Source organism: Streptomyces sp. NPDC002032, assembly GCF_042890765.1.
Taxonomy (GTDB): domain Bacteria; phylum Actinomycetota; class Actinomycetes; order Streptomycetales; family Streptomycetaceae; genus Streptomyces.
The window spans coordinates 600,704-626,822 of sequence record NZ_JBIASM010000001.1 but is presented as its reverse complement, the minus strand read 5'-3'; the positions used below and the strand labels follow the sequence as shown (position 1 = coordinate 626,822).

Here is a 26,119-nt window from a genome sequence, read left to right as displayed (position 1 = left end):
TGCCGCCCTAGGATCACCAGCAGAACCGATCGGATACTGAACACGTATGAAGGAAAACTATTGATCGACGTGCACCGGCTGCGCATCCTGCGGGCCGTGGCCGAACACGGCAGCTTCAACCGCGCGGCGGCCGCCCTGCGGCTGACCCCCTCGGCCGTCTCCCAGCACATCGCCGTCCTGGAGCGGAGCCTCGGCCACCCCGTGGCCGAACGCAGCACGCGCGGGGTCACCCTCACCGGGGCCGGGCGGCTGCTGGTGGAGGCCGCGGACACGATCACCGCCGAGATCGACCTGGTCCGCGCCCGGGTCGACCGGCTGGCGGCCGGCCGGCCCCGGCTGACGGTCGCCACCTTCACCAGCGGCGGCAGGCACCTGCTGCCGCGCGCGCTCGGCGCGTTCGTGGCCGCGCGGCCGGAGGTGGAGCTGACGGTCGTGGAGGCCGAGCCCGAGGTGTCGCTGCCGATGGTGCGCGGCGGCGCGGCTGACCTCGCGCTGGCCTACCACTTCGACGGACCGCTGCCGTCCGGCGCGGCGGGGCGCACGGGCCCGGACTGGCTGCCGCTGATAGAGGACCCCCTGTACGCGGTCCTGCCGCCGGGGCACCGGCTTGCCGGGCGGCAGGTGCTGGAGCCGGCGGAACTGGCGGCGGACCGCTGGGTGCTGGGCTGCCTCAAAACGGAGGCCTTCCTGCGGCGGTACGCGGACCGGGCCGGGTTCGAGCTGCGGACCGCCGCCTCGACCACCGACTACTTCTTCGCGCAGACCCTGGTCGGGGCGGGCGTCGGGGTCGCGCTGATCCCGCGCATCGCCCTGGCCGCGGCGGCCGGGTCGGCGGTGGTCCCCCTCGCGGCCCCCGGTCCCGCCCGGCACATCGGCGTGGCCACCGCCCCCCACACCCCCGCCGGCTCCCCCGCCGCCGCCCTGGCGGCCGCCCTCCGGGAGACGGTTTAGGGGTGCTCGGCCCCGGTGGCGGCGCGGCGGGCTTCCCGGGCCGTACGGGTGGCCTCGCGCAGGCGGGTCTCGGCCTCGTTCACCGCCGCGTGGGCGAGGTCCCGCTCGGCGCGGGCCCGTTCGGCGGCCGCCTCCAGGCGGGTGAGTTCGGCGTCGGCCTCGGCCGCCCGGTCCACCGCCCGTCGCCGGGCCCCGTCGGCCGCTTCCGCTTCCGCCTCCCGCGCGGCCGCCTCCCGGCCTGCCTCGCGCGCCGCCTCGCGCGCCGCCTCGCTACGGGCGTGGGCGCTCCGGGAGCCCGTGGCCGCGTCCGTGTCCTCCACCGCGCCTGCCCCGGCCGGTCCGGGCGGCGGGCGGTGGTCCCGGACGGCGGACGGGTCGGCCTGCGGGAAGGACGCGGCCTCGGCGGGGGCCCGGGTGAGCCGGGCGGAGGCCCACGCGGTGGCCGCGTCCGGGTCGGCGAGGGCGGTGTAGAGGATGCGCTCCACCTCCCGCACCACCGGTTCCGACACCGCCGTGCCCGCCTCCCCGGCCAGCCGCTGAGCCTCCCGGGCCAGGGCCCCGACCACGACGTGCTGCTGGTGCGAGAGCTCCCGCAGCTGCTCGCCGTCGAGCGACCGGTGGGCCTCGCGCAGTGCCTGGCCGAGCTGGAGGAACAGCTCGACCTCTTCGGGCTGGGCCCGGACCAGGGTGTTCGAGACCCAGGCCGCCAGCGTGGGCCGCCGCAGCCCCGCGACGCGCTTGGCCGTCGCCGTGTCGCCGTCCGCCTTCGCGCGCGCCACCGCGGCGTCGCGCGCGGCCGTGAACCCGTCCGGGGGGTCCGCGTACAGCGCGTCGACGACCTCGTCCGGAGTTCCGTCCGCGTCCACGCACCCACTCTCGGGCATCGGCGGCGGCCCGACACCCGGGAACGCACCGGGGGCCCGGGCGGGTGAGGAAGATCGCCGGAACGGGTCAGCGGGCAGCCCCGCGCGGGTGACCTGCGGTGCCGCGCCCGTTCCCGTCCGCCTCCGGGACCGTTGGAGGGGGCATGAAGGCTCCCATAAAGGCGATAAACGCCCCGCTACTGCCCGCGGCCGCGCATCCCGACGCCCTCACCGCACCGACCTCACCGGCCCCCGCCCCGCCCGACCCGGTGCCCCGCATACGGTCCACGCTCCGCGACGGCGTCCTCGCCGTCAGCCTGGCCGGGGAGTTCGACCTCCACACCTGCCGCCCCCTGCGCGGCCTCCTCGACGAAGCCGCCGCCCGCGGCGCCCGCCGCCTCCTCCTCGACGCGGCCCTCGTCACCTTCTGCGACTCGTCCCTCCTCGACGTGCTCGACGCATGGGCCCGCGCCGGACGCTCCTGGGAGACGGCCGCCACCTCGCCGGCCCTGCGCCTGCTGCTCCGCCTCGCCTCGCGCGTGCGGCCGCCGCGGTCCGGATGGAAGCGGGTGGAGGCGTGACGTTCACGGCGCTCACCCTGGTCCCGCTGCTGCTGGCCGTCCTCCTGGCCCGGCGGCTCCCCCCGCCACCCCGGCCGCACCATTCGCCCCGGCCGCACCATCCGCCCCGCCCGGCGCCGCTCAGCCGGCCGCCGGGGCGATCCGGCCGTCGCGCAACTCCACGACCCGGTCGGCGAGTTCCATCAGTTCCGGATCGTGGGTGGCCACCAGGGCGGTGACCCCCTCGCTGCGCACCACCGCGCGCAGCAGCCGCATGATCGAGCGGCCGGTCTCGGAGTCCAGCTGGCCGGTGGGTTCGTCGGCGATGATCAGGTCGGGCTCGTTGGCCAGCGCGCGGGCCACCGCGACGCGCTGCTGCTGACCGCCGGACAGCTCCCCGGGGCGCTGTCCGGCGTGGTCGGCCAGTCCGACCAGGGCCAGCAGGGTGCGGACGCGTTCCTCGCGCCGCTTCGCGGGCACCCCGCGCATCCGCATCGGGACCCCGACGTTCTCGGCGGCGGTGAGCATGGGGATCAGACCGAACGACTGGAACACGAAGCCGATCCGGTCACGGCGCAGGGCGAGGCGGCCGCTCTCGTCCAGCGCGGTCAGGTCGGTGCCGTCGAGTTCGACGGTGCCGCCGGTGGGCAGGTCGAGTCCGCCGACCAGGTTCATCAGGGTGGTCTTCCCGGATCCGGACCGTCCCTTGAGCGCGGTGAGTTCGCCCCGCCGCGCCTCGAACGAGACGCCGCGCAGGGCGTGTACGGCCCGCTCCCCGGTTCCGAAGCTGCGCCGGAGGTCCCGTACGACCACCATGGGCGGGGCGGTGGCCGCGGTCCCGGGGCCGGTGGTGCCGGCCTGCTGCTGCGTCATGGTGCTCCCCCTCGACTCGGTTGACGGCAGAGCCGCCGCCGCGAGAGCGCATCCGGTGTTCTCCTGCCCTCGCGTCCGATTCTGCTCATCTGTCACATCCCTATCGCAAGTCCCTTCCGATACCTGATCGAATCTGACAGCATCGTCCGCTATCCGGGGCCTCTGGTCCGGATGGGGGAGGAACAGGCACATGCTGGGATTCGTCATGCGCCGGCTGCGCGGGCGATTGCCCCTCGCGGCCGCTGTGCTGCTGACCGTGCTCATCACCACCACCGCGCTGACCGCCCTGCTGGCGTTCACCCGCGGCGTGGGCGACGCGGGCATGCGCCGCGCCCTGACCGGACCCGACCGGGCGCGCACGGCCGTCGTCCTGAGCGGTGAGCACGGGCTCGCCGCCCGCGCCGCGGACGACGCGGCCGTACGGACCTTTGCGGAGCAGGTGTTCGGCGCGCTGCCGGCCGGCGTGGAGAGCGTGGCGCGCAGCCGCTCGTACGGGCTGCCGGGCGACCGCTCCCCCGGCGGGCAGGCCGACCTCACCCTGCTCGCCAGCCTCGGCCGGGACCGCGTACGCCTGCTCGCGGGCCGGTGGCCCGAGGCCGTCGGCCCGAACCCGGGCAAGGTGGCCGTCGCGGTGCCCGAGGCGGCCCTGACCCGGCTCGGGCTGAGCGCGGCGGCGCTGCCCGCCGGGGTCCGCCTGGAGGACCGGCTCGGCGGCCCGGCGCTGGAGGTGCTCGTCACCGGCGTCTACCGGGCCGCCGATCCGGAGGCCCCGTACTGGCGCCTCGACCCGCTCGCCGGGCGGGAGTTGCAGGTCGGCAGCTTCACCACCTACGGCCCGTTGCTCGTCGACGACTCCGCCTTCACGGTGGGCGGTCTGCCGCAGGGCAGCCGGGCCTCGCTGCTGACCCCGGACTTCGCGGGCGCCTCGCGCACCGAGGTCGAGGGCGTGCGCGGCCGGGCCGCGCAGCTGGCCGCGACGCACCCCTCCAGGCTCGTGGTCACCACCGAACTCCCCTCCTTCATCACGGACTTGCAGTCGGGCCTGCGGGTCTCGCGGTCCACCCTGCTGGTCGGCGCGCTCCAGCTCGCCGTCCTGGCCTCGGCCGCCCTGCTGCTGGTGGCCTCCCTGCTGCGGGAGCGACAGGAACCGGAACGCGTCCTGCTGACCGCGCGCGGGGCCTCCCGGCGGCGGCTCGGCCTGCTCTCCACGGCCGAGTCCCTGCTGCTCGCCGTGCCCGCCGCCGTGCTCGCCCCGCTGCTCGCCCCGCCGCTGCTGCGGCTGCTGGGCCGGTACGGCCCGCTGGCGCGGGTCCCGTTCGACACGGGCGGCTCCTGGCTGCTGTGGCCCGTCGCGGCGCTCTGCGCGCTGCTGTGCGTGCTGCTGACCGCGCTGCCCGCCGTCCTGCGCGGGGTCACGGCCGCGGCCCTGGGGCGCGGCGGACGCCGCCGGGCCGTGGTCTCCGGCTTCGCCCGCTCCGGCGCCGACCTGGCCCTGGTCGCGCTCGCCTTCCTCGCCTACCGCCAGCTCTCCCGGTACAGCGGCGGCGAGGGGGCCGGTCCGGGGGCCGGCGGCCCGCTCGGGGTGGACCCCGTCCTGGTGGCGGCGCCGACGCTGGCGCTGTGCGCGGGCACCCTGCTGGTGCTCCGGATACTGCCCTTCGCGGCGCGGCTCGGCGGACGGGTCGCCGCCCGGGGGCGCGGGCTCGGTCCGGCGCTGGTCGGCTGGCAGCTGGCCCGCCGTCCGCAGCGGGCCACCGGGCCCGTGCTGCTGCTGGTCCTCGCCGTGTCCAGCGGGGTGCTCGCCCTCGGTCAGCACTCCGCCTGGTCCGCCTCCCAGCGCGACCAGGCCGACTTCGCCACCGCCGGGGGCCTGCGGATCACCGGCGGGGACCTGACCCCGATGGGCCGGGCGGGCCGGTACGCGGCCCTGCCCGGCGGCGACCGGATCCTCCCGGTGATCCACACCGACCTGGACCTGCCGGACGGGAAACCCGGCCGTCTGCTCGCCTTCGACACCCACGCCGCCGACCGGCTCCCGCTCCGGGCCGACCTGCGCGACGGCCGCCCGATGCGCGAACTGTTCGCCCCGCTGGGCACGGGCGCCGGCGCCGACGCCGGCCGGGCCGGAGCCGACGGGATCGCCCTGCCGGGGACGCCCCGGCGCATCGACCTCGACGTGTCCGTGCGGGCCGGCGCCGGGGCGAGCGGCCGGCCCTCCCTCGCCCTGCTGCTGCGCGACCGGTACGGGCTCACCTACCGCACCCCCGCCTCGGTGCTACCCGAGAGCGGCGACGGCACCGTCTCGATGCGCCTCGACCCGCTGACCGGGGCGCCCGTGGGGTCCGCCGCCGGGCCGCTGCGCATCGTCGGCCTGCTGATGTCGTACGGGACCGCGCCCTCGTACTTCAGTCCGGGCGAGGGCCTGGCCCCGGTGAGCGGGGAACTGGCCCTGCGCCGCGTCGCGGTGAGCGGGGCCGCGGACGGGCCGGGCGTCCCCGTGGCGGCCCCCGCACCCGACTGGAAGCTCCGCGCCCCCGTCGCGGACGGCGTCTCCGAGAGCCTGCTGACCCCGGCCCTGCGCCCGGCCGGCCCCGACCTGCTGCGGCTGGGCTACCGGGGACCGCCCGGGACCCCCCTGCAACTCTCGCTGAGCGCGGGCGGCCCGCCCGCCGAGCTCCTCGGGGTCGCCACGCGCGGGTACCTGAGCTCCGTGGGGGCCGCCGTGGGCGACAAGGTGCCCGTCCGGATCGGCGTCAGCACCGTACGGGTACGGATCACCGGCGCCGTCGGGTCGCTGCCGGTGGCCGGGGACACCGCCCTGGCCGTGGACCTGGGCGCGGCCGGGAGGCTGCTCGGCGCGGAAGGCGCGCAGGAGCTGCCCGCCGCCGACGAGTGGTGGCTGCCCGCCGCCGCCCCGGGCGACCCCGGTTCGGAGCGGGCCGCCACCGAGCTGCGCGCGGGGGCGGCTTCGCCGAAGGTGCTGGTGCGCGAGGAGGTGGCCGCCGCGCTGCTGGGCGACCCGCTGAGCGCGGGCCCGCAGGCGGCGCTGGCCGCGCTGGCCGTGGCCTGCGCGGTGCTCGCCGCGATCGGCTTCGCCGCCTCGGCGGCGGCGTCGGGGCGCGAACGGGCCCGGGAGCACGCGATCCTGACCGCCCTCGGCGCCTCCCGGCGGCGGCTCGCCGGGACGGCCGCCGCCGAGGGCTGCCTGCTGGTGGGGCTCGGCACGGCCGTCGGCGTGGGCCTGGGCGCGGCCATCGTCCATCTGGTAGTGCCGCTGATGGTCCTGACGCCCGCCGCACGGCGCCCGGTGCCGGGGGTCCTGGTGGACCTGCCGGGCGGCCAGACGCTGCTGCTGGCCACCGCGGTCGCGGTGCTGCCCCTGCTGTCGGCGGTGCTCGGCGGCCGGGCCGACCGCACCAACCGAGGCCCGGCCGCCCGGCTGCGGCACGTGGAGGACATGTGACCACCCCACCCCCCACCCCCGAACCGACCCCGGGCCCGGACGCCGGATCCCAGCCGCCCCCAGGGGCGGGCCCCGTGCCGACCCCGGACGCCAGGTCGCGGCCGGCCCCGGGGGCGGGCTCCGGGCCCGCCACGAACGCCGGGTCCGGAGCGGGGGCGGGGTTCAAGAGGGGGGCCGGCGGGGTGGGGTGGGTGGGGACGCGGCTGCGTGCGATGCCGATGGCGGCGGTGCTCGCCGCGGCCCTGGCCTTCGTCGCCGTGCTGCTGGCGGCCGCCCTGCCGCGGGCCCTGGACCGGGGCGCCGACGACGCCCTGCGCGCCTTCCTGCGCCAGCAGGGGCCCGCCCCGACCAGCCTGTACGCCAGCGCCCGCCCCGTCCCCGGCCAGCGGACCCCGCAGGCGCTGGACTCCGTACTGGAGGCACTGCGCGCCCGCACCGGCCCGGGCACCGGCATCGACCTGGCGGCGACCGGCCCTGTCCACGGCACGGTCACGCTGACCCCGCGGGGGCTGACCAACCCCGAGCTGAAGCAGATGCCGGGCGATCCGCCCCCGCCCACCCTGCTGAACCTGCTCCACCTGCCCCGCATGACCTCCCACGCCCGCATCGTCGAGGGCCACTGGCCCGGCGGCGCGGCCGAGGGCGCACCCCTGCCCGTCGCCCTCGCCAAGAGCGCGGCCGACACCCTGGGCGCCAAGGTCGGTACGGTGCTGCGCACCTCCCCCGGCGTCGGGACCCCCTTCCTCGCCGAGATCGTCGGGCTCTACGCCGCCGACGATCCCGCCGACCCCTACTGGACCGGCCTGCCCTGTCCCACCGCGGCCTGCCTGTCGCCCACCTGGCGGGTCACCGCCGTGGTCGGGGCCGACGGGCTGGAGCGGTTCGGCTCCTGGGGCGGCTCCGTACAGGACTTCTGGCGGCTGCCGCTGGACACCGGGACGCTGCGCGCCGACCGGCTGCCCGCCGTGTCCGCCGCCGTGGCCTCGTACGTGGCCGGGCCCACCGCCACCGAACTCCGGCGGACCACCGACCGCCTGGAACTGCAGATCACCTCCGACCTGCCGCGGCTGTTCACCCAGGCGCAGGCCCGCCAGCAGGCCGCCGCACCGCTCGCCGCGCTCGGCCCGGCCGGACTGGCCGGGGAGGCCCTGGTGGTGCTGTGCCTGGCGGCGGGGCTCGGCGCGGACCGCCGGGCGGCCGAACTGCTGCTGCTGCGCGCCCGGGGCGCCTCGCGGTGGGGCGTGCTGCGCAGGCTCCTCGCCGAAGGGGCCGTCACCGTCCTGCCCGCCGCCGCGCTCGCCACGGCCCTGGCGGTCGTGCTGCTGCCGGTGCCGCGCCTGGCGCCGGCCCTGGTGGCGGCCGGCGCCGTCACCCTGCTGATCCTGCTGGCCTTCCCCGTACGGGTCCTCGTCCTGCTGTCCGGGCCGGGTGCGGCGGCCCCGCGCCGCCGGCTGGTGGCCGAACTGCTGGTGCTCGCCGCCACGGTCGCGGCCCTCGTCCAGACCAGCCGGCGCGGGGTCGCCCCCGCCGGGGCGGGCCCGGACCCGCTGCTGGTGGCCGCCCCGCTGCTGCTGGCCCTGTGCGGGGGGCTGCTGCTGGCCCGGCTGCTGCCCCCGCTCGTACGGGCGCTCTCGCGGGCGGCCGGACGCGGGCGAGGGGTGGTCGGCTTCGTCGGCCTGGCCCGCGCGGCGCGCGGCGGCGGGGGCGCTTACCACCCGTCCCTCCTGCCGTTGACGGCGCTGCTGCTGGCCGTGACCACCGGCGGCTTCGGGGCCACGGTCCTGGAGTCCGTGGACACCGCCCGCCACCAGGTCGCACGGGCCGGTGTCGGCGGCGACGCCCAGGTGGCCGCGCCGCCGACGGCCACCCTGCCGCCGGAGTTCGCCCGGGCCGCCACCGCACTGCCGGGCGTACGGGCCTCCGTCCCGGTGTGGATCGACACCTGGGGCATCGTCCTCGGCACCTCCCAGCAGGGCACCCAGGTCACGGTGATCGTGGCCGACCCGCAGACGTACGCCGAGCTTTCCGGGGCCGTGGGACGCGGCCGGTTCGACCCCGGCGTGCTGGCCGGCGGGGCGGGCGGCGCCGACGCCCCGCTGCCCGCGCTGTTCGGCAAGGCACTGGCGGCGCAGATCACCGGCGGGGACGTGCACGAACTGCGCTTCGGCGACGGCGCGACGCTGCCGGTGCGGGCCGCCGCGGTGATCGACGGCACTCCGGCCCTGCCCGGCGGCGGCACGCTCACGGTGGTCCTGCCCGCCGGCCCGACGACGGCCCGGCTGCCCCGGGCGGGGCTCCCCACGCACTGGTTCGGCCTCGGCGCCGTCGAGGAGGGCCCGCTGCGCGGCCTGCTGGCGGCGTCCGTCCCGAAGGGCGACGCCGGCGGGTACCTGGTGCGCACCAGCGCGGGAGCGGCCGACCGGCTGGCCCACGACCCGCTCCAGGCCTCGGCGGCCCGGCTGTTCTGGGGTTCCCTCGCCGGCGCGGCCGCCTTCGCCCTGCTCGCCGTACTGCTGAACCTGCTGCGGACGGCGCCCGAACGGGCGGCCCTGCTGGCCCGGTTGCGGACCATGGGGCTGCGGCCCCGTCAGGGACTGGCGCTGATCCTGGCGGAATCGCTGCCGCAGGCCCTGGCAGCGGCCCTGGGCGGCGGTCTGGTCGCGGCGGCTGCGGTCGCCCTGCTGGGCCCCTCCGTGGACCTGTCGACGCTGGTCGGCTCCGCCGTGCCCACCGGCGTCCGGCTCACGCCGCGGCCCGTGCTCACCCTGGCACTGGGCCTGGCCGCACTGCTGGCGTTGGCGGTGTTCGCCGAGGCGGCGGTCTCGGGGCGGCGCCAGATCACCACCGAGTTGAGAGCGGGAGACCCACGTTGAACACCGAAGCACCCACGTACGAGGAGCTGCGGCGCGAGGCCCTGGCCGCCGCCGCGCCCCGGGCGAGCGCGGCGGGCACCGCCATCGCCTGCGACCGGCTGGTGCGGATCTTCACCTCGGCCGGGGTCGAGGTGCAGGCGCTCCAGGGGCTGGAACTGACGGTGGCCCAGGGCGACCTGGTGGCCCTGGTCGGCGCCTCCGGCAGCGGCAAATCCACCCTGCTGAACATCCTGGCGGGCCTGGACGTGCCGACGGCGGGAACGGCTTCGGTGGGCGGCTTCGACCTGCTGGAGATGTCCTCCCGGGACCGGCTTCGCTACCGCCGCGAGACGGTGGGCTTCGTGTGGCAGCAGACGGCCAGGAACCTGATGCCGTTCCTGACGGTCGCCCAGAACATCGCGCTGCCCATGCAGTTGAAGGGCGGACGGCGCCCCGGCGCGGCCGCGCGCCGGGCGAAGCGGGTCGAACGGCTGATGGAGGCGCTGGAGATCGGCCCGCTCGCGGGGCGGCGTCCGCAGGAGCTCTCGGGCGGCCAGCAGCAGCGGGTGGCCATCGCGGTGGGCATGGCCAACGAGCCCGCGGTGCTGCTCGCGGACGAGCCGACGGGCGAGCTGGACTCGGAGACCGCGGCCGCCGTCTTCGAGGCGTTCCGCACCGTGAACCGCGAGCTGGGCGCCACGGTGGTGATCGTCACCCACGACCCCCTGGTGGCGGGCGAGGTGCGCCGGACGGTGGCCATCCGCGACGGCCGCACGAGCAGCGAGGTGCTGCGCCGCACGGTCACCGACGAGCACGGCACGGAGTCGGTGAGCGAACGCGAGTACGTGATGCTGGACCGGACCGGCCGGGTCCAGCTGCCGCAGAAGTTCCTGGAGGCGCTGGGCATGGAGCACCGGGTCGCGGTCGACCGGGCCCTTGACCACATCGAGATCCGCCGCGACGACGCGGAGGACCCCGCGGAGACTCCGTAGCCCCCTCCCCTCCCTCCCACACCCGTGTCCGTACCCGTCACCGGGGCACGGGCGTCACTTCCGCGCCCCGGGTGTCGTTAGGCGCTCGGGGTTGACTCGGGGGCGAAGGGATGACGGAATGCGGCAGTTTCCTCTGGACATGCGCCACGTGGCGCCCGGGCGCGTGGTCGAGTGGCGGTTGCGGTCCACGGCCGAGCCGCTGGGCACGGACCGGGCTGACGCGGCGGGCAGATGGGCCTCCTTCAACCAGGACAAGCACTTCACCGTCGCCGAGGAGAGCCGCGGCGCCGACGACCCGGTCGCCTCGTGGCTGGCCGTCACCTTCGAGGTGGAGGGCGCCCTCGACGAAGAGGCCCTGGCCCGGTCGCTGCTCAGCTTCGTCCAGCGGCACGAGGTACTGCGCTGCGCGTTCCGGCGGCTGGCGGGCGAGGTGGCGTGCGAGCCGCTGGCGGCCGACGAACTCACGCTGGAGTCTAAGGAGTTGGCCTTCTTCGACTCCTCCGACCGGCTGCGCGAGTTCCTCGTCGAGCGCTTCAAGCGCTGCATCGACACCCTGTCCTGGCCGCTGTTCACGATGGGGGCGGTGCTGCGCCCGGACTCCGCGACCGTCTACCTCGCCTTCGACCACATCGTCTGCGACGGCATGTCGATGCCGATCGTCGTCCGCGAGGTGATGACCGCGTACGAGACCCTGTGCGACGGCGGTGAACCGGCGCCGGAACCGGCACCGAGCTACCTCGACTTCGCCGAGGAGCAGCGCGGCCGCTACCTGTCCATCGACGCCGACGACGCGCGCCTGGACTACTGGAAGTCGTTCATCGCCCGCAACGGGGAGTTCTTCCCGCGGTTCCCGCTGGACCTGGGCGTGGAGCCCGGCCGGATGTACCCGATCGTCAACGAGGCCTCGGAGCTGCTGGACGCCGCCGAGGCCGAGGTGTTCGAGAAGGCCTGCCGGGAGGCGGACGCGAAGCCGTTCATGGGGCTGCTCGGCTCGGTCGCCGTCTGCCTGCGCGAGGCCGGGGGCCCGGGGGTCTACCGCGGGTTCATGCCGGTCAGCGAGCGCGGGCGCGGCTCCTGGAACGATGCGGTGGGCTGGTTCGTCAACACCATGCCGATCGAGTTCGACGCCTCTCCCGGCCAGGACTTCACGCAGGTGATGGCGGCGGTCCGGGCGGGGTTCGGCGAGATGATCGGCCACATCGACGTGCCGTTCGTACGGGCCTGGGAGCTGCTGGCACCCGAGGAGTTCGCGGCCCGCTCCTGGCCGTACCCGGTGAACTTCTTCTCGTACATCGACATGCGCAAGTGCCGGGGCGCCGAACGGCACCCCGAGTGGCGGCCCGCCACGCACGTGTGGTCGGCGCGCGCGAACGGGGCCTGCTCCTGGTTCCAGCGGGACGCGGAGGGGCTCCACATGAACTCCCTCTACGTAGACACGCCGGCGGCCCGCCGGACGATGGGCGACTTCCAGGAGGCGCTGCGCCGCACGGTGCGCAGCGTCGCCCGCTCGGGCGGTTTCGGCCGGCCCGTCGCGCTCGGGCCGCCGCGGCGCTCCGCGGAGATGCCGGCGCGGGTCAGGGGCTGACGGGCGGGAGGGCGGCGGCGCGGGCCAGCAGCAGGTCCCGTTCGCGGGCGTTGCGGGTGAGCGCGGCCGCCCTCTCGAACTCGGCGCGGGCTTCAGGTCCGCGTCCGAGCCGCTCCAGCAGGTCTCCCCGTACGCTCGGCAGCAGGTGGTAGGAGCGCAGGGCGTCCTCCCGGCCGAGGGCGTCGACCAGGGGCAGGGCGGCGGCGGGGCCCTGGGCCATGGAGACGGCGACCGCCCGGTTCAGTTCGACCACGGGTGAGGGGACCAGCCGTACGAGCCGCCCGTAGAGGGTGGCGATGGCCGTCCAGTCGGTGTCCTCGTAGCGGAGGGCCGCGGCGTGGCAGCCGGCGATGGCGGCCTGGAGCGCGTAGGGGCCGGTGCCCGCGCGGTGCAGGGCGTCGACGCCGCGCCGGATCAGGAGCCGGTTCCACCGGGAGCGGTTCTGGTCGGCGAGGAGGACGGGTTCCCCGTCGGGGCCGGTGCGGGTGGCGGTGCGGGAGGCCTGGAACTCCAGCAGCGCGCAGAGGCCGTGCACCTCCGGTTCCGCGGGCATCAGCCCGGCCAGTACCCGGGAGAGGCGCAGGGCGTCCTCGCACAGGGCGGGCCGGACGAGGTCGTCGCCCGCGGTGGCCGAGTACCCCTCGTTGAAGACGAGGTAGATGACCTCCAGGACGGAGGCGAGCCGCTGTTCGCGGTCGGCGCCGTAGGGGACCTCGAAGGGCACCCCGGCCTTGGCCAGGGCCCGTTTGGCGCGGACGATGCGCTGGGCGACGGTGGGCTCGGACGTCAGGAAGGCGCGGGCGATCTCCTGGGTGGTGAGGCCGCCCACCAGGCGCAGGGTGAGCGCGATCCGGGCCTCGGTGCCGAGGACGGGGTGGCAGGCGGTGAAGACCAGGCGCAGCAGGTCGTCGTCGATGTCGTCCGGGTCCGCGGGCTCGGCGGGCGGGGGGACGTCCTCCAGGGTGCGGCCGACCTCGGCGAGTTTGCGCGCGTAGGTCTCGCGGCGCCGGACGAGGTCGACGGCCCGGTGCTTGGCGGTGGTCATCAGCCAGGCGCCGGGCCGGTCGGGGACTCCGGTGCGGGGCCATTGTTCGAGGGCGGCGACCAAGGCGTCCTGGGCGAGTTCCTCGGCGATGCCGACGTCCCGCACGATGCGGGTGACGCCGGCGATGATCCGGGCCGATTCGATCCTGAAGACCGCCTCGACCGTCCGCTCCGTGCTGTGTTCCGTCACGGCCACCCATCAGAGCAGCCGTGACGGAGCAGGGCAAACCCGGCGCAGGTCAGCCGGGCCGGGGGTCACATCTCCTGGATCTCGCGGAGCTCGGCGCCGACGTCCCAGCTGTCGGGGTGGATCGACAGGAACCGCTTGGTCCACTCCAGGGCTTCGGCCTTGTCCTTGCACTGGAGCAGGGCGTAGCCGCCGACGACCTCCTTGGTCTCGGTGAAGGGGCCGTCGGTGAAGCTGAGCTTGCCCCCGGACCAGTTGACGCGGGTGGCCTCGGAGGTGGGGAGCAGTCCGGCGGTGTCGAGCATGACCCCGGCCTTGGTGATCTCCTCCATGAGGGCGCCCATCCGCTGCTCGAAGTCGGCGGGGAAGCTCTCGGGGGGCAGGTTCTGCTCGTCGATGCGGATCAGGCTCAGGAAGCGCGGCATGGTGACTCCTCGGTCGGAAGGGCGGGGTCTCTCCCCGCCTCTCACCCCTGCGTCGAACGGGAGGCGCCCGGATCGACAGCTCCGATGGAAATTCTTCGGAGACTTCTCCACCCCGTCCACCGCACCGACCCGGCCCGCAGGCCGGTCCAGGGCCTCGGCTCGGGAGCTACTCGCGGGTAGGATCGCGGGGCCCGGGCTTCGACCCCGGCTTCCGGCTCCACGCCCCCGCGAGAGGATCCGCATCCTGATGCCCCGCACCCCCTCCTCCCCCCTGCTGCTCGCCGGACTGCTGGCCGGGGCGGCGCTCGCCCACGCGGCCCTGCCGCAGCAGTTCGACGCGCTCGTCCCCCGCTCCCTGCCCGGCACCCCGCGCCGGTGGACGTACGCGAGCGGTGCGGCCGAGCTGGCCCTGGCGGCCGGGGTGGCCCACCCGCGCACCCGCCGGGTGGCGGCGCTGGCCGCGGCGGGGTTCTTCGTCGGCGTCTTCCCGGCGAACGTGAAGATGGCCGTCGACGCGCGCCGGCGCTCCCCCGCCTTCCGGGCGGCGGCGATCGGGCGGCTGCCGCTCCAGGTGCCGCTGGTGCTGTGGGCCCGCAGCGTGAGCCGCTCGGCGGCGCCCTGCCGGACCCCGGGCCGCTGAGCCGTTCGGGGGATTCCGTCCCGTCGGCGCATCCACCCCCGGTGCGGCTGCGGAAGAGCGCACTGAGTCCCCGGTCGCACGTCGGCGGACCGGGGGCTCACCCACGCCCCGGGACGGCCCGTCCCCGGGCCGTCCCTTCCGCTCCTGCCGGACCCGCGTCGCCCGGCACGATCCGAGAGGGCCCCTAACGGCTGTCCCCCGCCCAGTCCCAGCGGTCCGGATCGGCCGGCCTGCGGCGGTAGTGGGCGCGCCCGCCCGGGCCGTAGCGTCCTATCTCCGTGGGGAGCCGGGCCTCCTCCGTCAGCTGCCGCGCGCTCCAGCCGGTGACGTCGAGGAGCAGGCCGTCGAGGGGGCCGCCCACGAGTTCGCCGTAGGCGTGACCCAGGCGCGGGCCCGGATCGGGGTCGTCGTGGTCGGCGCCGTAGACCCGGCGCCGCAGCATCCTGTCGTCCATGGGCCCAAGCTTCACAGCCGGCACTGACAACGGCGCCCGGCCCGGGGCCCGTCACCCCTCCGGCAGGGCCTGCCCCACCCACTCCCCCGGCGCGGCGCCACGGACAGGGCAGACGCCTCGGACCCGGAGGTGGGCGTCGGCGGCGTTGCCGGGGACCCGCACGAGCCGCCGCATCGGTGGCGGCCACCGGGCCGGCGGTGCCGTCGACGGGTGCCGTCCGCAACCGGGCCGGTCGAGCCGCCTACGCTGGCGGTCACGACGGATGCGAAAACGAGGAGCACCACCCATGACCAGTCGGGCACACCGGCCGCTGGAGGACCAGGAATTCGAGTTCATCGCCGGTATGGCGCCGGGGCCGGTCCTCGCCTACTTCACCGGCACCTGGCCGAAGGCCGCCGCGGCGTGCGCGGCGATGGACGCCGTCGTCGCGGAGCTGCTGACGGAGTACGGGAGCCGGCTGACCGCCGTCCGCACGGACATCACCCGCTGCCCGGGCACGACCCGCCGCTACGAGGTGACCGGCGCCCCCACCGTGGTGCTGATCCGGTCCGGCGAGGCGGTGGCGACGCACGCCGGTCCGCTGACGGGGGAGGAATTCCGGACGTTCCTCGACGGCCACCTCTGACTCCGCTCGCCTGCGGGGCCCGGGAACGCGCGCCCGGGTGAACCTGGGCAGACTGGCCGAAACTGGCATGGATGAGATAGGTGCCTGAGGCATGTAATGGAGTCCGGCGTGAACGGAACCATCGCTTGCGAGGTGTTGCTCTCCATGACCGAGGCCATGTCCGATGCCGTATCCGGTGCCCTGCCCGGCGCCCTGCCTGGCGCCCTGCCCGGTGCCGTCGCCTTCCCCCAGGACCGCACCTGCCCCTACCACCCCCCGGCGGCGTACCAGCCACTGCGGGAGAGCCGGCCCCTCTCACGGGTCACCCTCTACGACGGCCGCTCCGTCTGGGTGGTCACCGGCCACGCCGAGGCGCGCGCCCTGCTCGCCGACGCGCGGCTGTCGAGCGACCGCACCAATGCCGCCTTCCCCATGGCCACCCGTCGCTTCAAGGGCGCGACGGGCCGTCGTACCGCCCTGCTCGGCGTGGACGATCCCGAGCACAACCGGCAGCGCCGGATGCTGATCCCGAGCTTCTCGGTCAAGCGGATGGCGGCCCTGCGTCCGCAGATCCAGCAGACCGTGGACCGGCTGATCGACGAGATGGTGGCGCGGGGCCCGCGGGCCGAACTCGTCGGCTCCTTCGCCCTGCCGGTCCCGTCGATGGTGATCTGCGCCCTGCTGGGCGTGCCCTACGAGGACCACGAGTTCTTCGAGGAGCAGTCGCGGCGGCTGCTGCGCGGCCCCGAGCCCGCCGATGTCGAGGAGGCCCGTACCCGACTGGACACCTACCTGGAGGCCTTGATCCGGCGCAAGCGCACCGCTCCGGGCGAGGGGCTGCTGGACGAACTGATCGCCACCCGCCTGGAATCCGGCGAGACCGACGTGGAGGAACTGGTCGCCCTGGCCTTGATCCTGCTGATCGCGGGCCACGAGACCACGGCGAACATGATCTCCCTCGGCACCTTCACCCTGCTGCGCCACCCCGAGCAGCTGGCCGAGCTGCGCGCCGACCCCTCCCTGATGTCGGAGGCGGTGGAGGAGCTGATGCGCTTCCTGTCGATCGCCGACGGCATGCTGCGGCTGGCCACCGAGGAGATCGGGATCGGCGGCGCGACGATCCGCCCGGGCGACGGGGTGGTCTTCTCCACCTCCGTCATCAACCGCGACGAGGCGGTCTTCGCAGAGCCGGACTCGCTCGACTGGAACCGGCCCACCCGCCACCACCTGGCCTTCGGCTTCGGCATCCACCAGTGCCTGGGCCAGAACCTGGCCCGCGCCGAGATGGAGATCGCCCTGGGCACCCTCTTCCGGCGGCTGCCCGGCCTGCGGCTGGCGGCCGATCCGGACGAGATCCCCTTCAAGCCCGGGGACACCATCCAGGGCATGCTCGAACTCCCCGTGGCCTGGTGAGCGGCGTGCGGATCTCGGTCGACCGCGACGTCTGCATCGGCGCCGGTCAGTGCGCGCTGACCGCGCCCCAGCTGTTCACCCAGGACGACGACGGGCTCAGCGAGGTGCTCCCGGGCCGTGAGGACGGCCACGGCAGCCCCCTGGTACGGGAGGCCGCCCGGGCCTGCCCGGTCTCGGCGATCACCGTGCAAGAGGGCTGACCCCCGGCACCCCCCGACGCCCCCGGCATCCACCGGCGGGCGGGATCCGAGTTCCTGTACAGTTGTCCAGGAAATCGGATCCCGCCCGGATCCCGTCATGGAGAGGGGGGTGGCCGTGGACACGGTCGCTCGGATACTCATCGGCCTCGTCGCCGCGCTCCACGTGTACTTCCTGGTGCTGGAGATGTTCCTGTGGCAGCGGCCGCCGGGACGGGCCCTGTCCGGGTTCGACGCGGACACGGCCCGCCTGACGGCGCCGCTCGCCGCCAACCAGGGGCTCTACAACGGCTTCCTGGCCGCCGGCCTGGTGTGGGGCGTGGTCAGCGGCGCCCTCGCCACCCAGGTCTTCTTCCTGGCCTGCGTGATCGTCGCGGGGGTGTACGGCGCCGCCACCGCCAACCGCCGGATCCTGGTCGCCCAGGCCCTGCCCGGCGCGCTCGCCCTGGGCGCAGCGCTCCTCGCCGCGTGAACACCGCCGGCACTCCCGCCGACACTCCCCCCGGCGCACCTCCCCCCGCCCCGCCCCGCGCAGGAGACCCGCGTACCACCCGTACCAAGGCGCGGCTGCGCGCGGCCCTGCTCGCCGAGTGCGCGGCGGGAGACGGGCTCGCCGGGGTCAGCGTCTCGGCGGTGGCGCGGCGGGCGGGCGTCGGCCGGGCCACCTTCTACCTGCATTACGAGGACCTCCCCGCACTGGCCGTCGACGCCTGCGCGGACGTCGTGCACGCGGCGGTCGACGCCCTGCACGCCTGGCAGACCGGCCCGGCGGCGCTTCCCCCGGTCCGCCCCCCGGCCGCCCTCGCCGCCTTCCTCGCCGGCGCCGCGGACCACGGCGCCCTGTACCGGACCCTGCTGCTGCCGGGCGGCGGCGGCCCCCTGGGCGAGCGTCTGCACCGGGAGCTGCGGGCCCGGGCCCGCGCCGAGCGGCTGGCGGTCGGCGCCCCGAACGCGGACCTGGTGGCCTCGGCGGTGGCGGCGACCTTCACCGGTGTGCTCGCGGACTGGCTGCACGGCCTGATCCCGGCCGGATCTCCACCCGGCCCCGATGAGACGGACACCCCCGCATCCCCCGCGTCCCCCTCCTCCCCCGAGGAGCTCGCGGGGCGGATCTGGCCCCTGCTGCTGTCCCTCCACCGCGCGGGAGCCCCCGCCGGGTGACCGGCGGGGGCTCCCTCACGGGCCTGGCTCGTGAAGCGGCGCTAGATCGGAACCACCTGCTCCGCCTGGGGCCCCTTGGGCCCCTGGGTGACGTCGTACTCGACCTTCGCGCCCTCCGCCAGCTCCTTGAAGCCGGTCGTCTGGATCGCGGAGAAGTGCACGAACACGTCGGGGCCGCCGTCGTCCTGCTGGATGAAGCCGAAGCCCTTCTCCGAGTTGAACCACTTCACGGTGCCTGTTGCCATCTGGCTGATCCTTCTCAACGTTCCACTCGGGCCGCACGTGCGGCCGTTTCCGATCCTGCCCAACCGTCCCGCCCGCCACACTCCGAGCGCGGCCAACCGGGGCGGCGGGGCTCAGGCGCCGCCGTCGGGGGCGGGCAGCGAGGCGGCGGCCCGGGAAGCCGGGGCCACGGCAGCGGCCGCGGCGGCGGCCCGGCGCGGGCCGCCGGCCCGGCAGCCCAGGCAGTCCGGGTGCCCCGTACGGGCGCCCGCGTCCCGGACCCGCCAGTCCCACTCGGCCTCCGGGCGGGGCCCCGTCGGCTTCCCCCAGCCGGCGAGGTGGAGCAGCCAGGTGACCACCCCCGCCACCAGGACCAGCCCGAGGCCGAGCCAGATGCCCGGGGTCCAGGCCGCACACACGGCCGCGCCGGCTCCGGCGCAACCCAGCAGGGCGAGGGTGGTGCCGGTCCAGCCGGCGACGGTGTGGCCGAGGTCGACGTGACCGTGCGCACTCATGGTTCTCCCTGGAGGGGTGGTCGGCAGTACGCTCGGAGCAGGATCTTTTATCTCACGAGCTAAGTAACTTAGATGCTAAGGAGTATTCGCGTGCAGGGCAAGCCCCGCCCCCCGGCCACGGCCGCGGAGGCGATCTCGCGCATGGACCAGTACGTGGCCCTCGGCCTGATCGGACAGCAGGAAGTGGCGCAGCTGCTCGGGCTGAACGTCACCGATCTGACCTGCCTGGGCCACATCCTGGGCGCCGGGGACACCCCGCTCGCGGCCGGCGACCTCGCCGCACTGACCAACCTCACCACCGGCGCCGTCACCGGTGTGCTCAACCGCCTCGAACGCGCCGGGTACGCGCACCGGCAGCCGGATCCGGCCGACCGGCGCCGGGTCCGCGTGGTGGCCGACCCGGCCGCCGCCGCCCGCGTCTTCGCCGTCTACGAGCCCTTCTACGACCGGCTCGGCGCCCTCTTCGCCGCGTACTCCCCCGACGAGATCGCCGTCATCGCCGACTGGTTCGGCCGGGCGACGGCCGAGATGCGCGCCCACCTGGCCCGGGTACGGTCCGGCGAGCTGGGGGCCGTCGCCCCGTAGGGCCTGCCGCCGACTGGTAAAATGGGCGGGAAACTTGAAGCGCGGGGCGCATTCGCCCGGTGCGGACACGTACGACGAGCCGGGGCCGTACCGAGGGGTACGGGCCCCGGCTCGTCGCCGTTCACCACCCCTGTCCGCATTCCGCGTGCGCACTCCTCACGGAAGGTTCTGCATGAAGAACCCGTCACCTCACGGGCGTTTCGGCATCAAGGCCGGAGCGAAGGCAGGCTCCAAGCCGGGGGCCAAGGGCTCCGGCAAGACGCCCCGGACCCTCGGACCGCAGGGCGAGTTCGCCATGCCCGCGACGACCACCCCGGCGCTGCCGCCGGTCGCGGCCTTCGAGGAGCTGGACCTGCCCCCAGAGCTGGTGACGACCCTGGCCGAGCAGGAGGTGCGGGCGCCCTTCCCCATCCAGGCGGCGACCCTGCCCAACTCCCTGGCGGGCCGCGACATCCTCGGCCGGGGCCGCACCGGCTCCGGCAAGACGCTCGCCTTCGGCCTGGCCCTGCTCGCCCGCACGGCGGGGCAGCAGGCCGATCCGAAGCGGCCGCTGGCGCTGGTCCTCGTCCCCACGCGCGAGCTGGCGCAGCAGGTGACCGAGGCGCTGGACCCGTACGCGCGGGCGCTGAAGCTGCGCATGGCCACCGTCGTCGGCGGGCTGTCGATCGGCCGCCAGACGGGCGCGCTGCGCACCGGCGTGGAGGTGGTCGTCGCCACCCCGGGCCGGCTGAGCGACCTGGTCGGGCGGCGTGACGTGCACCTGGAGCGGGTGAAGATCACGGTGCTGGACGAGGCGGACCAGATGTGCGACCTGGGGTTCATGCCGCAGGTCACCGAGATCCTGGACCAGGTGCACCACGCCGGGCAGCGGATGCTGTTCTCGGCCACCCTGGACCGCAACGTGGACCAGCTCGTGCGCCGCTACCTGAAGGACCCGGTGTCGCACTCCGTGGACCCGCAGTCGGCCTCGGTCGGCACGATGGACCACCACGTCCTGCACATCCACGCGGCGGACAAGATCTCGGCGGCGACCGAGATCGCCGCGCGCGAGGGCCGGGTGCTGATGTTCCTGGACACCAAGCACGGCGTGGACCAGTTCGTGAAGCACCTGCGGGCGATGGGCGTACGGGCGGAGGGCCTGCACAGCGGCAAGTCGCAGCCGCAGCGCACCCGGACCCTCGGGCAGTTCAAGGACGGCCTGGTCACCGTCCTGGTCGCGACGAACGTGGCGGCCCGCGGCATCCACATCGACGACCTCGATCTCGTCGTCAACGTGGACCCGCCCGCCGACAGCAAGGACTACCTGCACCGCGGCGGCCGCACCGCGCGGGCCGGGGAGTCCGGCAAGGTCGTCACGCTGATCACGCCCAACCAGCGGCGCGACATCACGCGTCTGATGGCCGACGCGAAGATCCGGCCCACCATCACCCAGGTGCGCTCGGGCGAGGCGGCGCTGAGCCGGATCACCGGCGCGAAGGCGCCCTCGGGCGTCCCGCTGGCCGGGGCCGCGCCGACCGACGCGAAGGGCCGGCCGAGCGGCACGGACCTCGGGTTCCGCGGCATCGGCACCCGTCCGGGGCGGCCCGGCAAGGGCAAGGAGTCCCGCAAGACCATCGAGGCGCGCCAGGCGGCCGAGGCCCGTCGTGCGGCCCGGGTCCGCAAGGGTCTGACCCCCTGACACCCTGACACCGCGCTCGGGGGCGGTGACGCACCACGCGTACGGCGCCGGTCCCCGGGAAGGGGGCCGGCGCCGTACGCGTCGTGGGCGGCGCCGCTCAGGCCCGGCGGCGGCGCCGGGTCACGATCGCCCGGGTGACCAGCGGCGGCAGCAGGTCCTTGGCCAGCCGGCGCCAGCGGACCGGCTTCGGGGCCGGCGGCTTCGGGGCGGCCGACGGGGCCGCGACGGGCTCGGCGGGCGGGCGCAGCAGCCGCGGCGCGGCCGGGGCCCTCACCCCCTCGTCCCCGATGCGCACCAGCGGGCTCCCGGCCACCACGTCCACGCCGTGCCACAGGTCGGTCCGGCCCTCCAGCCAGCCGAGCAGGGCCGCCTGGTGCGGCGCCGGGTCGCCCCAGGTCGCGTACAGCTTCGAGGCGGACACGGCGATCACGCGCAGTCCGCCGGTCGCCACCGCCGCCCAGACGGCGGCGGCGACGCCGGGGCAGTGGGCGGAGCGGTAGTCGTCGAAGACCACGACGGCGTCGGGGGCGGCGACGATGCGCGAGGAGGCGATGTCCTGCACCACGTGCTCGTGGAGGTGGGACGCGTCGACGTGGACGAAGCGGCAGCTGCCGGGGCGCACCCGGTCCGCCACCACCGAGGTCGGAGCCTGGATGACGGTCGGCAGGGCCGGGTGGAAGGCCAGGTAGTTCGTCTCGAACCCGCGCCGGGTGAGGGTGGGGTAGGAGTCCTTCATCTCCGCCAGGTTGAAGTCGTCGGGCGCGGGCGAGTCGAAGAGGTCGCAGACCGTGAACTCCTCGCCCTCCTTCAGGTATTGGGCCAGGAAGATCGCGCTCTTGCCCATGAACGCGCCCAGTTCGAGGATGTCGCCCGACGCTTCCGGGGTGGCGTTCTGACGGCTCAGGAACCAGTCGAAGAGGACCTGGTCGTACGCCGAGAACCAGCCCTTGACCTCGCTGAACGCGCGAGGCTCGGGCGGCGCGGGCTCCGCGTCGGGGGTGGTGGCGGGAGCCTGTGAAACATGCTGCACGGAGAGTCATCCTCCAGCGGAATGGCATCGGTTCAACGCTGATACCCGGCCAGGTAGGGAGAAGATAATCTGCCCGGCGGCGTATGGCGAGCCCCTCGGTACTACGCCCTCCGGTTCCCCCGCCCCGGTCCGCCCGGCGCCGGCCGGTCCCACAGGCGCCCGGGGGTGGGTGTGTGGCCGGGTTCGGGGCGGGGCGAGACCCCGTACGGCTCTTACGCGGCCCGTCTGCGCAGGCGCTGGGCAGCCGTGTTGCGCACGCGCCGGGTGCGTGCGGAAGCGGCGAGCAGGACCAGTGCCTCCGGGGCGTCGAGGGAGCTCGCGGCGGTGTGCTGGCACCAGTCGGAGGCGGCGGCGAGTTCCGCCGGGGACCAGGGCGCGCCCGCCGCGACGGCCTTGAGCAGGGTCCACTCGCGCAGCCGGCGGGCCGGGAAGGCGTGGCCCGCGAGGACGGGGTGCAGGACGCGGGCCCAGTCGGGGAACTCGGTCCCGGGCCGCAGGCCGGCGGCGCGCCGGTCGAGGTGGGTGACCACCGCGCTCTCGGCCATCACCGGGTCCGGATCGCGCAGGACGGCGGCCACCGCCTCGGCCTCCCCCGCCCGCCCGGCCGGCCCGGCCGTGGCGGCGGTGGCGGCCAGCCGGTCGAGATGCCGGGCGTAGCGCCACCGCCCGGGAACCCCGGTTTCGGCCGGCGCCGCCGGTACGGGCACCGGCGCCGGCACGGGTCGGCGGGAGGCCGGCTCGCGGCCCGCGCGCGCTGCCGCCGGGTACGCCGGACCGCTCCCCGGCGTCCGGCCCGTCTGGTGATCGCGTCTCCCCATGGGTCCCATTCCACACGATCCGCGTGAACGGGGGGCGCCCCGGGGTGCCCGGACCGGCGGACGGTGCCGGCAGGCGGTGCCGGCAGGCGGTGTCGCGGGCGGTGCCGGTCAGACCTGCTCGAAGTGGAACGACTTGATGAAGCAGTCACGGGGCTGGCCGATGGCGAAGAACACGCAGTCCACCAGCGACTGGGCGGTGAGCGGGTCCTTCGCGGTGCGCGGGGCGCCCTCCCACTGCGGCGACAGCGGGTCGTGGTTGTCGAAGTCCGGCGGGTAGAGGGAGATCACGCGGACGCCCTCGCCGCGGAGCCGGCGGGAGAGGACCTCGGTGAATCCCGCCTGGGCGCTCTTGGCCGCGTAGAAGGAGTCGTGCGCGTCCGAGCGCTGGTTCCCCTTCTCCCCGCAGCCGGAGACCATGGTCACGATGTCGGGCTTGGCGGAGTTCAGGAGGAGCGGGAGGAAGGCCTTGGTCGCCAGGACGGTGCCGGTCGCACCGGCGGCGAGGGTCTCCACGACGTCCTCGTCGGAGGCGGACAGCAGGTCCGTCCCGTGCTGGTAGCGGGCCCCGTTGTTGACCAGCACGTCGACGTGCCCGGCGCGGGCGCCGACCGAGGCGGCGAAGTCCCGGACGGACGCCGGGTCCGTCAGGTCGCAGGCGTAGGCGTGAACGCGGGAGGCGTCGTGGCCCTGCGCGGCTATTTCGCCGCGTACGCGTTCGGCGGCTTCGAGACTGCGGGCGGAGAGGTGGACCTCGGCACCCCGCGCGGCGAAGCTCACGGCTAGGGTCCGGCCGAAGTCCCGCCCTGCGGCGGTGATGACGACGCGGTGGTGTTCGAAGGTCATGTCAGCGCTTCCGTTCGACGTCCGGCATTCATGATCACATCCACCGCGCGTCCCCGGCCGGGGCCCTCGCCGGCCGCGCGGGACCTCAGCTCCGGTGCGCCTCGTAGCCGCCGGAGCCCTGGTGGGGCTCGTGTCCCGGGTCCGGCAGCGGGGCGCCGGTCTCCAGGAGGGTCTTGAGGCTGGAGGCGAGCATCGGCCAGGCCCTGGCACACATCCCGATGAGGGTGCCGCCCGGCAGGAACCCCTCGTGCCGGATGGTCAGCCGGGCGAGGGTGTCGCCGACCGGCTCGATCTCGTACGTCACCTTCGTGCGCGGCTCGGCCGCCAGCTCGGCCCGCAGCTCCTGCGTGACGCCCGCGGCCTCGGCCCACTGGGGGGTGAAGGTGTGCCAGGTGTAGGAGAGCATGCGGTCCGGGACGCAGCCCAGGACCACCTGGGCGGGGTCGCTGGTGCGGGCGCCGCGCTCGACCCAGTCCATCCGCGAGCCCACCGCCCAGTCCGTCTCGAAGCCGAGGCCCCAGTAGCGGCGGGTGAGGGCCGGCTCGGTCAGGGCCTGCCAGACCCGGGCGGGATCGGCCTGGATGTAGAGGGTGTAGTCGATCACGGTGTCGGTCATGCCCCCCATGCTGCGGGACCGGCCGCCGCGGACCCGGTATTGCGGCGGGGCGTCGGCGGGGGGCGGTGGCCGGGGGCGGGGTGGCCAGGGGCGGGGTGGCCGGGGGCGAGGGCGGGGCGCGGGGGCGTCACCAGCGGAGTCCCTGTTCGGGGAGTTCCGTGGGCGGGGTCCGGGGCGGGGCCGGCAGGCAGAGCTGGGCGCGGGCCGCGTGCACCGCGGCGAGCTCCTCCCGCCCGGCCGGGCCCCAGTCGCTGAGCTCGCGGACCTGTTCCGGGGTGGCGAGCAGGCGGGCGTACGCCGGGTCCGCGGCCGGAGCCACCGCCGTGAGCCGGGCCACGGTGCGGGCCGCCGCGCCCCCGTCGGCGTACCGGTACCCGAGCGGGACGGCCCCCGTGGCGGGCTGCGCGGCGGGGGCGGGCAGGTGCGCGGCGCCGGTGGCGCGGGCGACGAGCAGCAGGACCCGGCCGTCGGGGGCGAACAGCCAGCCGGAGCGTTCGCGTACGGGCAGGTGCGCGGGGACGGGGCCGGGCCGCCAGGGGCCGTGCTGCGGGGTGCGGCGGGTGCGCAGGACGCCGAGCCGGTCCAGGGCGGTGGGGTTGGTGGGGCGGCCGTCCTCCAGGAGGGCGGGGCCGGAGCCGTTGATGCGGGCCCGCAGGGCGGCCAGGGCGCGGCGGGCGTCGCCCGGGTCCATCAGGGCGGGCAGGTCGGCGGGCTCGGCGAAGTCGATGCCTGTGATCTCCTGCGCGGGCAGCCGGACGGAGCCGATCCGCTCCGCGGTCCAGGTGCCGCCGTCGTAGACGTGCAGGATCTCGCCGGGGAAGCGCATCTCGGGAGGGAAGCCGGGGGCGTCGGCGGGGATCCAGTCGACGGCGAGTCCGCGCGGGTAGTAGCCGTCGATGCCGAGCTCCTCGCGCACCTCGCGGGCGGCGGCCGCGGCGGGCGCCTCCCCGGCGTCCACGGCGCCGCCGGGCAGCAGCCGGTCGGCGCGGTAGTCGACGCTCTGAACGAGGACGCGGCCGTCGGGGTCGGTGACGAGGACGACCGCGGCGGTCCAGACGGCGGCGCGGGAGGCCCCGTACTCCTCCGGGGTCATCCAGGTGCCGGCGCGCTCGGGGTCATCGGTCAGCTGGGGCATGGGACTCCGTTCACCGTGGGTGGACCCGCCGGCTGTGCAACAGCGGGCGCCCGCCCCGGGTTACGGCGACGGCCCCACCGTCGACCGGATTCGCTTTGCCGACCCTATACCTCCTTATTACCCGGTTATGCCGATCTTGCTACTGTGCGCGGTGCGGACTGGCGGCGTGAAAACCGCCGGTCCGACCACGTAAGCGGCGCGGGCCGCCCACCGCCGGGGCGGCGGGGCGAGGGAGCCCCGTCCCGCGCGGGCGCGGCCAGCCGCTCCCCCACGGCAGACCGCCCCGGCGCCGACCCCGCCGCCTCCCCCTCGGACGAGGCAACGGACCCGGGGGCGGGGCACGACCCCGGCCCGGGGTGCGGACTGAACCGCGAGGCCGGGCCGCGGCATTCGGCCCGGCGGCCCGCGAGGCC

General features: G+C 75.8%; 26 protein-coding genes. 14 read left to right on the top strand and 12 right to left on the bottom strand.

Annotation, left to right across the window (positions count from 1 at the left end; translation table 11 throughout):
- Positions 1–60: 60 nt before the first annotated feature.
- Positions 61–951, top strand: a complete 891-nt coding sequence (locus ACFYYT_RS02470) for a LysR family transcriptional regulator (protein ID WP_351828401.1) — start codon at positions 61–63, stop codon at positions 949–951.
- On the opposite strand, the gene ACFYYT_RS02465 is transcribed toward ACFYYT_RS02470, so the two are convergent.
- On the bottom strand, positions 948–1,817 hold the full coding sequence (locus tag ACFYYT_RS02465; RefSeq protein ID WP_351828403.1) for a hypothetical protein: 870 nt from the start codon (positions 1,815–1,817) through the stop codon (positions 948–950). The genes ACFYYT_RS02470 and ACFYYT_RS02465 overlap by 4 nt on opposite strands.
- Before the next feature lie 161 nt (positions 1,818–1,978).
- Between ACFYYT_RS02465 and ACFYYT_RS02460 the strand changes: the two genes are divergently transcribed.
- The gene (locus tag ACFYYT_RS02460) at positions 1,979–2,395 is read left to right on the top strand and encodes an STAS domain-containing protein (RefSeq protein WP_351828406.1); all 417 of its coding nucleotides are present in this window, start codon (positions 1,979–1,981) and stop codon (positions 2,393–2,395) included.
- Positions 2,396–2,515: 120 nt separating this feature from the next.
- On the opposite strand, the gene ACFYYT_RS02455 is transcribed toward ACFYYT_RS02460, so the two are convergent.
- Complete coding sequence (locus ACFYYT_RS02455) at positions 2,516–3,247, bottom strand: ABC transporter ATP-binding protein (protein WP_351828407.1); 732 nt, start codon at positions 3,245–3,247, stop codon at positions 2,516–2,518.
- Between the two features lie 190 nt (positions 3,248–3,437).
- On the opposite strand from ACFYYT_RS02455, the gene ACFYYT_RS02450 reads away from it, so the two are divergent.
- The 4 genes from ACFYYT_RS02450 to ACFYYT_RS02435 all read left to right on the top strand — a co-directional run bounded on the left by ACFYYT_RS02450 (position 3,438) and on the right by ACFYYT_RS02435 (position 12,139).
- Positions 3,438–6,710, top strand: a complete 3,273-nt coding sequence (locus ACFYYT_RS02450) for an FtsX-like permease family protein (protein WP_351828409.1) — start codon at positions 3,438–3,440, stop codon at positions 6,708–6,710.
- Between the two features lie 191 nt (positions 6,711–6,901).
- Positions 6,902–9,583, top strand: coding sequence for a hypothetical protein (locus ACFYYT_RS02445; protein WP_351828412.1), 2,682 nt, complete (start codon positions 6,902–6,904; stop codon positions 9,581–9,583).
- Entirely contained in the window at positions 9,580–10,554 is a 975-nt protein-coding gene (locus ACFYYT_RS02440) for an ABC transporter ATP-binding protein (protein WP_385322601.1), read from the top strand. Before ACFYYT_RS02445 ends, ACFYYT_RS02440 begins: the two co-directional genes overlap by 4 nt.
- Positions 10,555–10,672: 118 nt before the next feature.
- On the top strand, positions 10,673–12,139 hold the full coding sequence (locus ACFYYT_RS02435) for a condensation domain-containing protein (protein ID WP_351828414.1): 1,467 nt from the start codon (positions 10,673–10,675) through the stop codon (positions 12,137–12,139).
- Here the strand turns inward: ACFYYT_RS02435 and ACFYYT_RS02430 are convergent.
- A complete protein-coding gene (locus tag ACFYYT_RS02430) occupies positions 12,129–13,373 on the bottom strand; it encodes an RNA polymerase sigma factor (protein WP_385322599.1) in 1,245 nt (414 codons plus the stop codon). The two genes, ACFYYT_RS02435 and ACFYYT_RS02430, sit on opposite strands and share 11 nt — an antisense overlap.
- Before the next feature lie 65 nt (positions 13,374–13,438).
- Positions 13,439–13,795 carry a YciI family protein gene (locus tag ACFYYT_RS02425; RefSeq protein WP_351828419.1) on the bottom strand — a complete coding sequence of 119 codons (357 nt, stop codon included), beginning with the start codon at positions 13,793–13,795 and terminating at the stop codon, positions 13,439–13,441.
- Positions 13,796–14,042: 247 nt separating this feature from the next.
- On the opposite strand from ACFYYT_RS02425, the gene ACFYYT_RS02420 reads away from it, so the two are divergent.
- Positions 14,043–14,435 carry a hypothetical protein gene (locus tag ACFYYT_RS02420; RefSeq protein WP_351828422.1) on the top strand — a complete coding sequence of 131 codons (393 nt, stop codon included), beginning with the start codon at positions 14,043–14,045 and terminating at the stop codon, positions 14,433–14,435.
- A 184-nt stretch (positions 14,436–14,619) separates the two neighbouring features.
- On the opposite strand, the gene ACFYYT_RS02415 is transcribed toward ACFYYT_RS02420, so the two are convergent.
- A complete protein-coding gene (locus ACFYYT_RS02415; RefSeq protein ID WP_351828425.1) occupies positions 14,620–14,889 on the bottom strand; it encodes a hypothetical protein in 270 nt (89 codons plus the stop codon).
- A 286-nt stretch (positions 14,890–15,175) separates the two neighbouring features.
- Between ACFYYT_RS02415 and ACFYYT_RS02410 the strand changes: the two genes are divergently transcribed.
- The 5 genes from ACFYYT_RS02410 to ACFYYT_RS02390 all read left to right on the top strand — a co-directional run bounded on the left by ACFYYT_RS02410 (position 15,176) and on the right by ACFYYT_RS02390 (position 18,264).
- A complete protein-coding gene (locus tag ACFYYT_RS02410) occupies positions 15,176–15,514 on the top strand; it encodes a thioredoxin domain-containing protein (RefSeq protein ID WP_351828428.1) in 339 nt (112 codons plus the stop codon).
- A 144-nt stretch (positions 15,515–15,658) separates the two neighbouring features.
- Positions 15,659–16,906 carry a cytochrome P450 gene (locus tag ACFYYT_RS02405; RefSeq protein ID WP_388606896.1) on the top strand — a complete coding sequence of 416 codons (1,248 nt, stop codon included), beginning with the start codon at positions 15,659–15,661 and terminating at the stop codon, positions 16,904–16,906.
- Positions 16,907–16,911: 5 nt separating this feature from the next.
- The gene (locus ACFYYT_RS02400; protein WP_351828444.1) at positions 16,912–17,106 is read left to right on the top strand and encodes a ferredoxin; all 195 of its coding nucleotides are present in this window, start codon (positions 16,912–16,914) and stop codon (positions 17,104–17,106) included.
- Between the two features lie 115 nt (positions 17,107–17,221).
- Entirely contained in the window at positions 17,222–17,575 is a 354-nt protein-coding gene (locus ACFYYT_RS02395; protein WP_351828431.1) for a DUF1304 domain-containing protein, read from the top strand.
- A gap of 95 nt (positions 17,576–17,670) precedes the next feature.
- On the top strand, positions 17,671–18,264 hold the full coding sequence (locus ACFYYT_RS02390; protein WP_351828446.1) for a TetR/AcrR family transcriptional regulator: 594 nt from the start codon (positions 17,671–17,673) through the stop codon (positions 18,262–18,264).
- 41 nt (positions 18,265–18,305) lie between these two features.
- On the opposite strand, the gene ACFYYT_RS02385 is transcribed toward ACFYYT_RS02390, so the two are convergent.
- Both ACFYYT_RS02385 and ACFYYT_RS02380 read right to left on the bottom strand, forming a co-directional pair.
- The gene (locus ACFYYT_RS02385; RefSeq protein WP_351828433.1) at positions 18,306–18,509 is read right to left on the bottom strand and encodes a cold-shock protein; all 204 of its coding nucleotides are present in this window, start codon (positions 18,507–18,509) and stop codon (positions 18,306–18,308) included.
- 111 nt (positions 18,510–18,620) lie between these two features.
- Positions 18,621–19,001 (bottom strand): HGxxPAAW family protein, encoded by a 381-nt coding sequence (locus tag ACFYYT_RS02380; protein WP_388606792.1) that lies wholly within the window; start codon positions 18,999–19,001, stop codon positions 18,621–18,623.
- Between the two features lie 90 nt (positions 19,002–19,091).
- Between ACFYYT_RS02380 and ACFYYT_RS02375 the strand changes: the two genes are divergently transcribed.
- Positions 19,092–19,586 carry a MarR family transcriptional regulator gene (locus ACFYYT_RS02375; RefSeq protein ID WP_351831266.1) on the top strand — a complete coding sequence of 165 codons (495 nt, stop codon included), beginning with the start codon at positions 19,092–19,094 and terminating at the stop codon, positions 19,584–19,586.
- A gap of 172 nt (positions 19,587–19,758) precedes the next feature.
- Complete coding sequence (locus ACFYYT_RS02370) at positions 19,759–21,264, top strand: DEAD/DEAH box helicase (RefSeq protein ID WP_385324456.1); 1,506 nt, start codon at positions 19,759–19,761, stop codon at positions 21,262–21,264.
- Between the two features lie 97 nt (positions 21,265–21,361).
- Here ACFYYT_RS02370 and ACFYYT_RS02365 read toward each other — a convergent pair whose 3' ends face one another.
- From ACFYYT_RS02365 to ACFYYT_RS02345, 5 genes are all read right to left on the bottom strand, one after another.
- Positions 21,362–22,294, bottom strand: coding sequence for a class I SAM-dependent methyltransferase (locus ACFYYT_RS02365; RefSeq protein WP_351831263.1), 933 nt, complete (start codon positions 22,292–22,294; stop codon positions 21,362–21,364).
- Between the two features lie 212 nt (positions 22,295–22,506).
- Positions 22,507–23,112 carry a hypothetical protein gene (locus ACFYYT_RS02360; protein ID WP_351831260.1) on the bottom strand — a complete coding sequence of 202 codons (606 nt, stop codon included), beginning with the start codon at positions 23,110–23,112 and terminating at the stop codon, positions 22,507–22,509.
- Positions 23,113–23,220: 108 nt separating this feature from the next.
- Positions 23,221–23,955 carry an SDR family oxidoreductase gene (locus ACFYYT_RS02355; RefSeq protein WP_351831257.1) on the bottom strand — a complete coding sequence of 245 codons (735 nt, stop codon included), beginning with the start codon at positions 23,953–23,955 and terminating at the stop codon, positions 23,221–23,223.
- An 85-nt stretch (positions 23,956–24,040) separates the two neighbouring features.
- Positions 24,041–24,571 (bottom strand): SRPBCC domain-containing protein, encoded by a 531-nt coding sequence (locus tag ACFYYT_RS02350; RefSeq protein WP_351831254.1) that lies wholly within the window; start codon positions 24,569–24,571, stop codon positions 24,041–24,043.
- 127 nt (positions 24,572–24,698) lie between these two features.
- Entirely contained in the window at positions 24,699–25,706 is a 1,008-nt protein-coding gene (locus ACFYYT_RS02345) for an NUDIX domain-containing protein (RefSeq protein WP_351831251.1), read from the bottom strand.
- Between the last annotated feature and the right edge of the window lie 413 nt (positions 25,707–26,119).